Source organism: Streptomyces sp. NPDC127190 (assembly GCF_042672505.1).
Classification (GTDB): domain Bacteria; phylum Actinomycetota; class Actinomycetes; order Streptomycetales; family Streptomycetaceae; genus Streptomyces.
In genome coordinates this window covers 18,428-30,813 of sequence record NZ_JBHXVE010000016.1, presented here as the reverse complement: position 1 = coordinate 30,813, position 12,386 = coordinate 18,428, and the positions used below count along the sequence as shown (strand labels likewise).

The following is a 12,386-nucleotide window of genomic DNA, read 5'->3' as shown; positions in this document are numbered from 1 at the left end:
GTCCGGATGTTCACCGGGGCCGCAGCCTCGCTGAGCCGCTCGATAGACGGCCGGACCGCGCGACACCCCACCCCCCCCCACCCCCGCCACAGCCCCGGCGCGCGCCGGGGGGCCCCCCGCGCCCGGCGCTACCGGGCCCGGGGGCCCGGGGGCGCGCGCCCGCCCCCGGGGCCCCGATGCCGTTCACCACTGGTAGGGCCCGTACACGTCCATGCACTGGCCGCGGTCCGCGCCGTTGATCGAGTCGGCGTTCTTCGGCAGGTCCCCGGCCTTCGGCTTGGACTGCTTCGGATAGCTCGTCCCGGTGCGCCAGTCCGCGCCGACGACGACCGTCACCCCGGACACCCCGGTCGACTGCTTCACCGCGCTCAGCGGGATGCCCAGCGCCTTGGCCACCGCCTGGGCGTCGCCCTCCAGGTCCGCGCTCGGATACTGCACGACCGTGGTGTCCACGGACTGCGCGACGGAGGTGTCGGACGTGGCCCGCGGGTAGCCCTTCTGCGCCAGTGCCTGGCTGATCGCCAGCGCCCGGTGCGGCACCGCGGCCTGGTCCGCGCTCTGTGTGGCGTTCTGCACCAGCACGCCGAGGCGGGCCGGGTCGGTCGACGGCGTCTTGGCGGCGGCGCCGGAGTCCTTCTTCCCCTTCGACGCGTCACCGCCCTTGCCGTTCTTGTCGAGCGGGACGTCGTCGTGCAGCATCTGCCACAGCTGGTCGGCGTCGGCCTTGTCCTCGATGACGTGCGCCTTGTTCTGCGGATCCTCGAGGTTGGGCATCGTCACGGACGTGATGCGGTCGGACGGCACCGACTTCATCTCCATGCCCAGGTCGTACAGCTTCTTGACCGTGCCGATCTCCTCGGACACCTTCAGCGACTTGGTGGCCGCCTCGGCCAGGTCCATCAGACGCCCGGTGTCGGTGAAGACGTTCTGCTGTTGCAGCGTGCGCATCATCGAGTTCAGGTACATGTGCTGGGCGCGGGCCCGCATCAGGTCGCTGCCCCAGGCGTGCCGGGTCCGCAGCCACTGCAACGCCTGGACGCCCTTGACCTTGTGCGTGCCGGCCGTCAGCTTCAGCCCGGAGCCGCCGGGCTGGTCGGGCGTCGGGTGGTCCCACACGTTCTGCTTCACACAGACGTCGACCCCGCCGATCGCGTCCGCCATCTGCACCACACCGGAGAAGTCGATCATCATCCAGTGGTCGATGTAGACCTTGGTGAGGTTCTCCCAGGTGGACAGCGTGCACGCGGCGCCGCCCCGGGCCAGGGTGGTGTTGATGATGTCGTTCGTCGCCGGGTAGGACTTGCCGGTGTCGGGGTTCTTGCACGGCGGGATGTCGACGCGGGTGTCGCGGGGGATGCTCACCATGGCGGCGCTCTTGCGGTCCGCGGACAGGTGGATGAGGATCTGCACGTCCGCCAGCGGCGGGCTGCCGACCTGCTTCTTGCTGCCGCCGAGCTTCACGTTCTCGGCGGTGTTACGGCTGTCCGAGCCGATCAGCAGGATGTTCAGCGGGGTCTGGCCGGCCGCGTTGGGCGCGGTCTTCTGCGCCTTGGAGTCGCCGGCGCTGCGCGCACCCTTGCGGATGTTGGCGTTGAGGTGCTGGTAGTACAGGTAACCGGCGCCGGCCGTGCCAAGTATGACCACTGCGAGTACGGTCGCCGACCAGCGCAGGGTGCGTCGTCGGCGGCGTCTCCGGTCGGCCTTCCCGCCGCCTCTGCGCCGCCCGCCACCGTGCCGGCCGGAGCCTTCCTTCGTGTCCGGTGTCTGCGATGCGGGCGACGTCCTGTCGCCCATCGCGGGAGCCTCCTCCCGCACCTCGCTCTGCGCCAAACTTCCTGCCCTCCCCACCCTTGCGCCCACCCGCGCGTTCAACGCGACGGGCCCGTCTCGTCACGAGTTAGACGCACGACGGGCCCGTTGGGTTACCTAGGAAGCGCACTTAACCTCGTCGGCCGTGGACTTGTCGACCTTCGGTGCCTTCGCGGCGGAGGTGAGCGGCACACCGGCGCCCTTGAAGTCCTTGCCCAGCGTCAGCGTCATCGCCGGCAGCCCCTGGGAGTTGGTCACACTCCGACCCGGTGTGAGCGCCGAGCCCGGCAGGCCCATCAGCGCGGCCAGCTCCCGTGCCTGCGCCGCCTGGTCGGGCGCGTACTCCAGGGTGGTCCTGCTCAACTGGTCCGGCGCGTTGCCCGCGTTCTCCGACTTCAGCACGCCCTCGTCGTTCTGGAGCCAGCCGAGCACCGCCTGTGCGCTGCCGGCCGTCGCCCCGCCGTTGAGGACGCGCACCCGCACCTCGGAGGGCGCGGACCTGGTCCCCTTGAGCCGGGCGGCCTGAGCGTCCTTCGCGGCCTTCTGCTTCCTCTTCACCTCGGTGAGGGAGACGTCGTTCTTGATGGCGTCGAAGACGGCCGGGGCCTGCGCCTGGTTGACGACCACCGTCGCGTGGACCTTCTCGGCGGGGTTGTCGACCACCGGGACCGTGGTGAAGCTGATGTGCTTCGGCGGCACCTTCTTCAGCTCCAGCGCCACGTCCTTGAGCGTGCTGACACTGCGGATGCCGGTGTCCACGGTCAGCGCCTTCGTGGCCGCCTCGGCCAGGTCCAGCAGCTTCGACGGGTTGGTGAGGGTGTCGCTGGAGGACATCTTGCGCATCAGGGAGCCCAGGAACTGCTGCTGCGCCTTGATGCGGTCCAGGTCGCCCTGGTTGCCGAAGCTGTGCCGGGTGCGCACGAAGGCCAGCGCCTGCTCGCCCTCGACGACCGACTTGCCGGCGGGCAGATGGAGGTGGGACTGCTTGTCGTTCACCGGGTGGGTGACACACACCTCGACGCCGCCGACCGCGCTCGTCAGCGTCTTCACCGCGTTGAAGTCCGCCATCATGAAGTGGTCCACGTGGATGCCCGTGACCGCCTCGACGGTGCGCATGGTGCAGCCCGGGTCGCGGCCGTCCTGGCCGAGGCTGGTGTTGAACCGCACCCCGTCCGTGCCGGGGATCACCTTGGTGCTGCCGTCCGGCTGCTTCGTCGGGCAGTCCGGGACGTCCACGATCAGGTCGCGCGGGATGCTCAGCGCGGTCGCGTTCGTCCGGTCCTTGGCGACGTGCAGCAGGATGTTGGTGTCCGCGTGGCCGACGGAACCCTTGTCGCCGTAGCCCTCGTTGCCCTTCCCGGTCCGCTTGTCGGTACCGATGATCAGGACGTTGAAGGCCTCGTCCTTACTGAAGCCCTTGGAGCCCGCGTCACCGACGTCGATCGTGGAGACGTTGCCCTCCAGGTGCTTGATGTAGAGGTAGCCGGCGGTGCCGACGGCGACCAGCACGAAGGCCGTGCCGCCCGCGGTCCACGCCAGCACCTTCCCCCACCGGGTCTTCTTCTTCACCGGCCGCCGGCCGCGCCGCCCGGGCGCCGTCTCCGGCTCCGCGCCCCGCCGCCGGGAGGACCGCGGCGGCGGCACGTCCCCTGGGCGTACCTGCCGCATCTCCCGGGTCCCGCCGGCCTTCGCGTCGTCCCGGCGGCGCCGCGCGCCGTCGCCCGGCGCGTCCGGTCTGCGCGGGGAGGGGACCGACGACCGGCCGGGCGACTGCGGTGCGGAAGGTCCCAGTCGCAGTTCGTATTCGCCGGTGTTCGGATTGAGTACCCACTGGTCTGCGGGGTCGATGTTCTCCGCCCGCCCACGGCCTTGCGCGTCCACGGTTGTCCGAATCCTCCGTCGGGGCCACGCGGCGCCTTCCCCCTCAAAGGCGCTCGGGTCTCGGTGAATCAGTGCACGACCCCAGGACGGACCTCGTGGCCGGGTGCACCGGATCGCTCACACTATCCGCCCAGTTCAGCGTCAAGCGACGCCGGTGACAAATTAACCCTTCCTACAACTGGGCAATCCGCCTCATTTTCTGAACACACTTACGGCTCGGGGGCGCGCTTCACTCACAGGTGTGCTCGGCGGCGGTGTTCCCCCGGAAGGTGGGCGCGGGCGAGGGCCCGCTCTTGCCGTCCCCCTGCCCGCCCGCGCCGTCCTGCTTCTGCCGCGTCACCACCACCGGCTGGTCCGCCCGCAGCCGCTGGAACAGCGCCTCGGCCTCCGGCTCCACGAGCTGGTCGCGGTTGGTGTCGTAGACGTACGACTCCCTCGGCACCGTCAGGAACTGGACCCGCTCGGTCGGGATGTCGCGCAGCCCGCGCACCAACTGGTACAGGCCGCGCAGACTCGCCAGATCCGGGTCGGTGGTGAGCGAGGAGGTCGCCGCGTCCAGCACCGGATACAGCTTCGCCGGGTTCAGCAGGACGTCGTCGCTCTGCACCTTGTCGACCAGGGCGCCGAGGAAGCGCTGCTGACGCTCCATCCGCTCGGTGTCGCTGCCGTCCCCGAGCGACTTGCGGGCCCGTACGAAGCCGAGCGCCTGCTCGCCGTCCAGCAGCACCTTCCCCGCGGGCAGCTTCAGCCGGGCCGCCTTGTCGTCGATGGGCTCCTTCAGGCACACCCGCACCCCGTCGACGGCGTCGACCATCTCCTTGAACCCGCGGAAGTCCACGACCACGTGGTGGTCGATCCGGATGTCCGTCAGCTTCTCCACGGTCCGGATCGTGCACGCCGACCCGCCGAGCGCGAAGGCCTGGTTGAACATCGCGAACGCCGGCTCGGTGCGGCTGCCGTCGGTCTGCCGGCAGCCCGGTATGTCGACCATCAGGTCCCGGGGCAGCGAGACGGCGGTGGCGCTGCGCCGGTCGGCGGCCAGATGCAGCAGGATCGCGGTGTCCGACCGCTCGCTGCCCAGGTCCCGCCCGTACTCGGCGTTGCCCTCCCCGGCCCGGGTGTCGGACCCGATCAGCAGGATGTTCTGCGCGCCGCGCACCAGCGCGGTGGGCCGCTCCTTGTCGTACCGGGCCAGCTCGGCGGCGGCCGCGTCGTCGGCGGTGATGTTGCGGTCGAGCTTGGCGTAGAGCGCCCAGCCGGTCCCGCCGGCGGCCACGACGAGTACGGCGGCACCGAGCGCGGTACCGCGCACCCACCGCCGCCGGCGCCGCCGCGCGAGCCCGTCACCGGTGGCGGAGGAACCGAGCCGGGGACCGAGGGGCCTGCCCACGCTGTCGGTCACGGCACGGTCCCCCTAACGGTCGTACGAGCGTCAAAAGCCCTGCCCTTACGACGATGGCCGGGCAGGGCGTCCCAGGGCGCCCTGTACTACTCCGACCGGGGGACCCCCGCCCCTCTGATCAGCGGCGCACCACGGTGACCTTCTCGGTCTCGATCCGCTGGGCGAGCCGGTCCTCGTCCAGCCGGTCCAGATGCCGGCACAGCACCACGGACCCGCCCGTGGCCAGCGGCCCGAACAGTCCCGCGTTCAGGCCGTCCCAGGTGTCGTACGGCAGCCCGGACAGCAGCCGGGAGCCGGGCCCGGCCAGCTCCAGTGACGGCGCCTCCGCCCGGGCCCGCTGGACGACCTCCGCCCCGCTGAACTCCCGCCCGGCCACGATCAGCGCGGGCTCGTCCGGATCCACCGGCGCGAACGGCGCGAACCGGTCCCCCTGCCCCGGCACCTCCACGGCGTAGTCGGCGAACCCCTCCGGAGGCCCCTGCGGGAACCGCCCGCCCAGCGGCCGCAGCGCCAGCGCGACCCGCTCGCCGCGGCAGGCCCGCGCCGCCTCGAGGGAGTCCGGACCGCTCACCACCACGTCCGCCGCCGCCGGATCCCCGGCGACATCCGCGACCGCGCCCACCGAGGCGCACGCGAGCAGCCACACCGCCGTCTGCCAGTGCGCCGGCAGCAGCAGCGCGACCCGGTCGCCGGGGGCGGCGGCGAGGTCGCCCTGGAGGAGGTTCGCGGTCTTGGACACCCAATTGGCGAAGGTGGCCACGGACAGTTCGACGCGTTCGCCCGTGGCGTCGTCGTAGAAGGTCACCAGAGGGCGGCCGGGGTCCGCGGTGAGCGCGGAAGCCAGCAGGTCGGCGGGGGTGCGATCGGTGGCGTTCACCCGGCACAGGGTACGCGCGGGCCGGGACGCGCGGGCGCGCGGCGGGCCACCGGTTCGGCGGAGCGCCGTCCGACGGTCCGTCAGTTCACCGATGGACAGATTTGTCTGACTATGTCCAAGATCATAACCATGCGTGGATTCCTGACCTCCTCCATCGGCGTCACCACGGTCGCCGCGGCCCTCACCCTCCCTCTGGCCGTGCCCGCGACCGCCGTGACCACCGTGCCCGCCCGCCCCGCCGCCGGTGCGAGCCCCGCCGAAGCCGCGATCCCGGGCCACACCCAGTCCCTGCCGCTGCTGCCCCGCTCCCGCACCCGCGCCCTCGGCGCGGCCCCGGAACAGGGCCTGTACCGTGCCGAGGTGGAACGCTTCGCACTGGTCGGAGTCGTCTGGGACGACCCGGACACCGCACTGCACGGCCGGGTCCAGGTGCGCACCCGCTCCGTGGCGACGGGCCGCTGGTCCGGCTGGCAGGACGTCGAGACCGACAACGCCGACCACGGCGCCGACCCCGGCACCGCGGAACGCACCTCGCGACGGGTGCGCGGGGCGACCGCGCCGCTGTGGGTGGGCGAGTCCGACGGAGTGGACGTACAGGTCCGCGCGGGCGGCGGCACACGCGTCCCCGGCAGCCGTGCGGCGACGCCGCCCCCGCTCCCCTCGGGACTGCGCCTGGAACTCGTCGACCCCGGCGACGAGGCCCTCCCCGAGGGCGCACCGGCCGACGCGCCGCGCACCGGACTGCACACCGACGCGGCGCGCGCGGCCTCCGCCGCCAACACCGACATCGCTGAGTTCGGCGCCCTGGAGATCCCGGAGCTGAGCCGGTCGGCCACCGAGAGCGAACTCGCCCGCCTGGAAGGGGTGGTGCGGGCGAAGCCGTACATCGGGCCACGGCCGCGCATCGTCACCCGCCGGGGCTGGGGCGCGAACGAGTCACTGCGCGAACCCGGGTTCGTCTACACGAAGAAGGTCAAGGCGGCCTTCGTGCACCACACCGCCTCGGGCAACAAGTACACCTGCTCCCAGGCCCCCTCCGTCATCCGCAGTATCTACCGCTACCACGTCACGAGCATGGGCTGGCGGGACATCGGCTACAACTTCCTCGTCGACAAGTGCGGAACCATCTACGAGGGCCGGGCCGGCGGAGTGGCGAAGGCCGTCCTCGGCGCGCACACCCTCGGTTTCAACACCAACAGCATGGGCATCGCCGTCATCGGAACCTACGGCGCCACGAAGCCGTCTAACGCGGCGGTGACGGCGATCGCCCGGCTCACCGCCTGGAAACTCGGCCTCTTCGGGGCGAATCCGCGCGGAAAGACATACCTGACGTCGGGCGGTGGCAATCTGTACCCGAAGGGGAAGAACGTACGACTGAACGTGATCTCCGGTCATCGGGACGGGTTCGCCACGGAATGCCCCGGCAAACGGCTCTATGCCAAGCTCGGCTCGGCCCGCGCCGACGCGGCGCGGTACCAGGGCCGCTGAGCCGGCCGAGCCACGGGGCGCACGCCGTCGCCAGGGAGCCGGAGTCGGGGGGCTCCGGCTCCCATCCGTCTAAACTGACCGCCCGAGACGCATGGCAATGTGGCGGTAACAACTGATTCGAGCGGTCCCCGGCAGGAAGCAGAGACGACAGGTGACAGAAGCGATCCTCCTGGTCGGCGGCAAGGGCACCCGGCTGCGACCGCTCACGGTGCACACCCCCAAGCCCATGGTGCGGGCCGCCGGAGTGCCGTTCCTCACCCACCAGCTGGCCAGAGCGAGAGCGGCGGGCGTGGAGCACATCGTCCTCGCGACCAGCTATCTGGCCGAGGTCTTCGAACCCTACTTCGGCGACGGCGCCGCGCTCGGCCTGCACATCGAGTACGTCACCGAGGAGGAACCCCTCGGCACCGGCGGCGCCATCCGCAACGTGGCCTCCCGGCTGCACTCCGGCCCCGACGACCCGGTCCTCGTCTTCAACGGCGACATCCTCACCGGGCTCGACATCAGGGCCCTGGTCGACACCCACGAGTCCACGGGCGCGGACGTCTCCCTGCACCTGACGAAGGTCACCGACCCGCGCGCCTACGGCCTGGTCCCCACCGACCCCTCCGGCCGCGTCCTCGCCTTCCTGGAGAAGCCCCAGACGCCCGAGGAGATCGTCACCGACCAGATCAACGCCGGCGCGTACGTCTTCCGCCGCTCCCTCATCGACATGATCCCGGCGGGCCGCCCCGTCTCGGTGGAGCGCGAGACCTTCCCCGGCCTGCTCTCCGCCGGCGCCCACCTCCAGGGCATGGTCGACTCCACCTACTGGCTGGACCTCGGCACCCCGGCCGCCTTCGTCCGCGGCTCGGCCGACCTGGTCCTCGGCCGCGCCCCGTCCCCGGCGGTCCCCGGCCGCTGCGGCGACCGCCTCGTCCTTCCCACGGCCAGGGTGGCGCCGGGCGCGAAGCTGACCGGTGGCACGGTGGTCGGCGAGGGCGCGTTCGTGGCCGAGGGCGCGACGGTCTTCGGCTCGACCATCCTCCCGGGCGCCGTCATCGAACCCGGCGCCGTCATCACCGACTCCCTGATCGGCTCCCGCGCCCGCGTCGGCGAACGCTCCGTCCTCACCGGCACGGTGGTCGGCGACGACGCGATCGTCGGCCCCGACAACGAACTCCACACCGGCGCCCGCATCTGGTGCAACGCCCAAATCCCAGCGGGAGCGGTCCGCTTCTCCTCGGACCAGTAGGGGTCCCTGCGGGGCGGGGGGCGCGTCTTCGAGTGCGGCTGGGTGGGGGCTGATTGCGCAGTTCCCCGCGCCCCTAAAGGGGCGCTCACAGCCGCGGGCAGTCGCCTGCCGCCGCATGCCGCCCTGGCTGCGGGCAGTCGTGCCGCTGGGGCGCTGGGGGTCCCCCTGCTCGAGCGAAGCCGAGAGCTTGGGGGAGGGTGGGCGCAGCGGCACCCGGCCAGCGCCGGTGAGCGAAACCCCCACCCGCCCAGCCACAGCACAGGGCACCCCAAAAGCGAACCCTTCAGAGCAACCCGATATCAACCCGCCTCATCTTCGGCGCCCTCCGCTTTGGCACACACCCACTCAACAAAATCAACCGCGCCGCCCGATGCCGCTGCCCCGCATACGGCTCCAACAACTCCAACATCACCGCATCATCCGCCCCCCGATCCCCTGCCAACGCCCACCCCACGATCCCCGGCAGATGCAGATCCCCCACCGTCACCGCATCCGCCGCCCCATGACTGCGCTGCACCACCTCCGCCGACGTCCACGGCCCCACCCCCGGCACCACCTCCAACCGCGCCCGAGCCTCACCCGCCGGCAACCCCACCACCTGCTCCAGCCGCGCAGCGACCCGCACGGCCCGCAACACCGTCGACGCCCGCTTGTCGTCCACCCCGGCCCGATGCCACTCCCAGGAGGGAATCAGCGCCCAGGTCCGCGGCGCGGGCATCACGAACATCGGCCGTTCCCCCACCCCCGCAGGGCCCGGCGCCGGCTCCCCGAACCTCCGCACGAGCAACCGCCACGCCCGGTACGCCTCGTCCGTCGTGACCTTCTGCTCCAGTACCGAGGGGATCAACGACTCCAGCACCAGCCCGGTCCGCGTCAGCCGCAACCCCGGCCGCCGGCGCCACGCATGCGCCACCACCCGGTGCCGGGGCACGAACGCCCCCGGATCATCGGCCGCACCCAGCAGCTCCGGCAGCCGCTCCAGCAGCCACTCCGCCCCGGCCCCCCACGCCTCGCCGAGCACCTCGTCGCCGTACGCCCGCACCCGCAGCGTGCCCGGGCCGGCCGGCGTGCGGCTGGTGCGCCAGACGGACCCGTCCGCCGTGGTCCGGAAGGTGGGGTCGGCCGGCCCGCGCCGCAGCGGCCCGAGCACCAGCCCGAGGTCGAGCGGCCCGTCCGGCACCCACCGCCGTACCCGGGCCGGAGCCGCCCCCGCCTGCCGCGGCACCCCCGCCCCACCGCGCGCGGGCCCGCCGACGGGCACGCCGGTCTCACCCCCGCGCACACTCGTACGCGTGGGCCGCGGGGCGAATCGTCCTGCCACTGCTGACGTCCTCGGGGTGCGAATACTTTCCTACGAGACTAGGCGGTGCCGAAGCCGTCTCACCGCACCTCGATGTACGCCCCCGCGTCCCGCTCCGCCCGCGCCCTCGGCTCCTCCGCCGGGCGGCCGATCGCCACCGCGCCCATCGGATCCCAGTCGGCCGGCAGACCGAGCGTCTCGCGCACCACGTCCCGGCAGAACATCGTGGACGACACCCACGCCGACCCCAGCCGCTCCCCGGCCAGCGCGACCAGGAAGTTCTGCACGCCCGCGCCCATCGCGACGACGAACATCTCGCGCTCGGCGCCGTCCCGCCGGGCGTCCCCGTAGTGGTGCGCGCCGTCCGTGACGAGACACGGCACGACCAGATACGGCGCGTTCCGCAGCACGTCCCCGCGCCGCACGCGCTTCGCGATCGCCTCCTCGCTCCTGCCGTCCCGGCGCAGATCCGCGACCCACGCGTCCCGCATCGCGTCCAGCAGCCGGGTCCGGGACTCCGCCGACTCCAGCAGCACGAACCGCCAGGGCGTGGTGTGGTGCGGAGCCGGGGCGGTCAGCGCCGCCGCCACCGCGCGCCGTACCGCCCCGGGGTCCACCGGGGCGTCCATGAAGGCGCGCACCGTGCGCCGCTGGGTCACCGCCTCCCGGACCGCCTCGGAGGTGCCGAGCCGGAACATGTCGTTGGCCGCGGTACGCACCAGGGCCCGCGCCCCCCGACGGGGCTCGCCGTCCTCGCCGTACCCCTCGTCGGCCGCCTCGCCGACGATGTGCGCCAGTCCGCGCACCACCGCCACCGGCCGCCCGGCCGCCTTGCCCTTGACCAGATCACCGGCGGCGGCCAGTTCGTCGGCCGTGGCCACGACGGTCGCGCTGAGCGGATTGCCGTACGCGTCCGTGCCCCCGCGCAGATCGTCCAGCACGCGCACGCCGGCGGCGCCGATCGCCACGTCCGTGAGCCCCGAGCGCCAGGGCCGCCCGAACGTGTCGGTGACGATGACACCGACGTCGACGCCGAGCAGCTCGCGCAGGCCGGCGCGGATCGAGCGCGCGGACGCGTCCGGGTCCGTCGGCAGCAACAGCACCGTGCCCGCGGGGGTGTTGGAGGCGTCGACCCCGGCGGCGGCCATGACCAGGCCCTGCCGGTTCTCCACGATGCGCAGCGTGCCGCGCCGGGCCACCACCCGCACGGTCTCCGCGTCGATCGCCGCCTCCCGGTCGGCCGCCTCCATGATCCGGCCCTCGGCCTTCGAGACGATCTTGGAGGTGACGATCACCACGTCCCCGTCGGCGAGGGCCGGCTCGGCGACGGCGATCAGCTTGGCCAGGTCGTCGCCCCGCTGCACCTCGGGGATGCCGGACAGCGCCCAGACCCGGTACTCCGCGCGCTCCGCGCTCACGCTTCCCGCACCTCCTCGGCCAGCGCCAGCGCCTCCCGCGCCATCTGCGCGGTCGCCTCCACGTCCGTCATCATCAGCGGTACGGCCCGGCAGCGGATGCCGTCCGCCTCGACCCGCGCCACTGCGGCCGCGTCGACGGTGTCGACCAGCCAGCCGTCCAGCAGCCCGGAGCCGTAGTGCTCGGCGACCGCGGCGGCCGTGGACTCCACGCCGACCGCGGCGAGCACCTTGTCGGCCATCCCGCGCACGGGCGCGTCCCCGACGATGGGGGACAGGCCGACCACCGGCACGCCCGCCTCCGCGATGGCCTCACGGATGCCCGGCACGCCGAGGATGGTGCCGATGGACACGATCGGGTTGGACGGCGGAAAGAGGATGACGTCCGCCGCGGCGATCGCCTCCAGGACGCCCGGCGCCGGCTTGGCCTGCTCGGCGCCGACCGGCACGATGGCCTGGGCCGGGACCGAGGCGCGCAGCCGCACCCAGTACTCCTGGAAATGGATGGCCCGGCGCTCGCCGTCGATCTCCACGGCGACATGCGTCTCCACGCGGTCGTCGGTCATCGGGATCAGCGTCACGCCCGGCTGCCAGCGGTCGCACAGCGCCGCGGTGACCGCGCTGAGCGGGTAGCCGGCCTCCAGCATCTGCGTCCGCACGATGTGCGTGGCGAAGTCCCGGTCGCCGAGCCCGAACCAGTCGGGTCCGACGCCGTAGGCCGCCAGTTCCTCCTTGACGTGGAAGGATTCGTCGGTCCGCCCCCAGCCCTGCTCCTCGTTGATGCCGCCGCCGAGCGTGTACATCACCGTGTCGAGGTCCGGGCAGACCTTCAGCCCGAAGAGGTGGATGTCGTCGCCGGTGTTGCCGATCACCGTGACGTCCGCGTCCGGCGCGGCCTGCTTCAGGCCGCGCAGGAACCGGGCACCACCGATGCCGCCTGCCAGAACCACAATGCGCATGCGTCAAGTCTTGCAGGCGGG

9 protein-coding genes are annotated in these 12,386 nt (G+C 72.6%); 2 read left to right on the top strand and 7 right to left on the bottom strand.

Annotation, left to right across the window (positions count from 1 at the left end):
- Positions 1 to 183: 183 nt before the first annotated feature.
- The 4 genes from ACFVIU_RS23695 to ACFVIU_RS23680 form a co-directional block, all read right to left on the bottom strand.
- Complete coding sequence (locus ACFVIU_RS23695) at positions 184 to 1,794, bottom strand: LCP family protein (RefSeq protein WP_385844838.1); 1,611 nt, start codon at positions 1,792 to 1,794, stop codon at positions 184 to 186.
- 132 nt (positions 1,795 to 1,926) lie between these two features.
- On the bottom strand, positions 1,927 to 3,690 hold the full coding sequence (locus ACFVIU_RS23690) for an LCP family protein (RefSeq protein ID WP_385844837.1): 1,764 nt from the start codon (positions 3,688 to 3,690) through the stop codon (positions 1,927 to 1,929).
- Positions 3,691 to 3,919: 229 nt separating this feature from the next.
- Positions 3,920 to 5,092, bottom strand: a complete 1,173-nt coding sequence (locus ACFVIU_RS23685; protein WP_385844836.1) for an LCP family protein — start codon at positions 5,090 to 5,092, stop codon at positions 3,920 to 3,922.
- A 118-nt stretch (positions 5,093 to 5,210) separates the two neighbouring features.
- On the bottom strand, positions 5,211 to 5,969 hold the full coding sequence (locus ACFVIU_RS23680) for a TIGR03089 family protein (protein ID WP_385844835.1): 759 nt from the start codon (positions 5,967 to 5,969) through the stop codon (positions 5,211 to 5,213).
- A gap of 111 nt (positions 5,970 to 6,080) precedes the next feature.
- Between ACFVIU_RS23680 and ACFVIU_RS23675 the strand changes: the two genes are divergently transcribed.
- Together ACFVIU_RS23675 and ACFVIU_RS23670 are read left to right on the top strand one after the other, a co-directional pair.
- Positions 6,081 to 7,457, top strand: a complete 1,377-nt coding sequence (locus ACFVIU_RS23675; RefSeq protein WP_385844834.1) for a peptidoglycan recognition protein — start codon at positions 6,081 to 6,083, stop codon at positions 7,455 to 7,457.
- Positions 7,458 to 7,608: 151 nt separating this feature from the next.
- Positions 7,609 to 8,691: a sugar phosphate nucleotidyltransferase gene (locus ACFVIU_RS23670; RefSeq protein ID WP_385844833.1), complete on the top strand. Its 1,083-nt coding sequence runs from the start codon at positions 7,609 to 7,611 to the stop codon at positions 8,689 to 8,691.
- Positions 8,692 to 8,974: 283 nt separating this feature from the next.
- Here ACFVIU_RS23670 and ACFVIU_RS23665 read toward each other — a convergent pair whose 3' ends face one another.
- The 3 genes from ACFVIU_RS23665 to cofD are packed head-to-tail and all read right to left on the bottom strand — an operon-like array spanning position 8,975 to position 12,365.
- The gene (locus ACFVIU_RS23665; protein ID WP_385844832.1) at positions 8,975 to 10,012 is read right to left on the bottom strand and encodes a DNA-3-methyladenine glycosylase family protein; all 1,038 of its coding nucleotides are present in this window, start codon (positions 10,010 to 10,012) and stop codon (positions 8,975 to 8,977) included.
- Between the two features lie 59 nt (positions 10,013 to 10,071).
- A complete protein-coding gene (locus ACFVIU_RS23660) occupies positions 10,072 to 11,409 on the bottom strand; it encodes a coenzyme F420-0:L-glutamate ligase (RefSeq protein WP_385844831.1) in 1,338 nt (445 codons plus the stop codon).
- On the bottom strand, positions 11,406 to 12,365 hold the full coding sequence (gene cofD, locus ACFVIU_RS23655) for a 2-phospho-L-lactate transferase (protein WP_385844830.1): 960 nt from the start codon (positions 12,363 to 12,365) through the stop codon (positions 11,406 to 11,408). The genes ACFVIU_RS23660 and cofD overlap by 4 nt, the downstream gene beginning before the upstream one ends.
- Between the last annotated feature and the right edge of the window lie 21 nt (positions 12,366 to 12,386).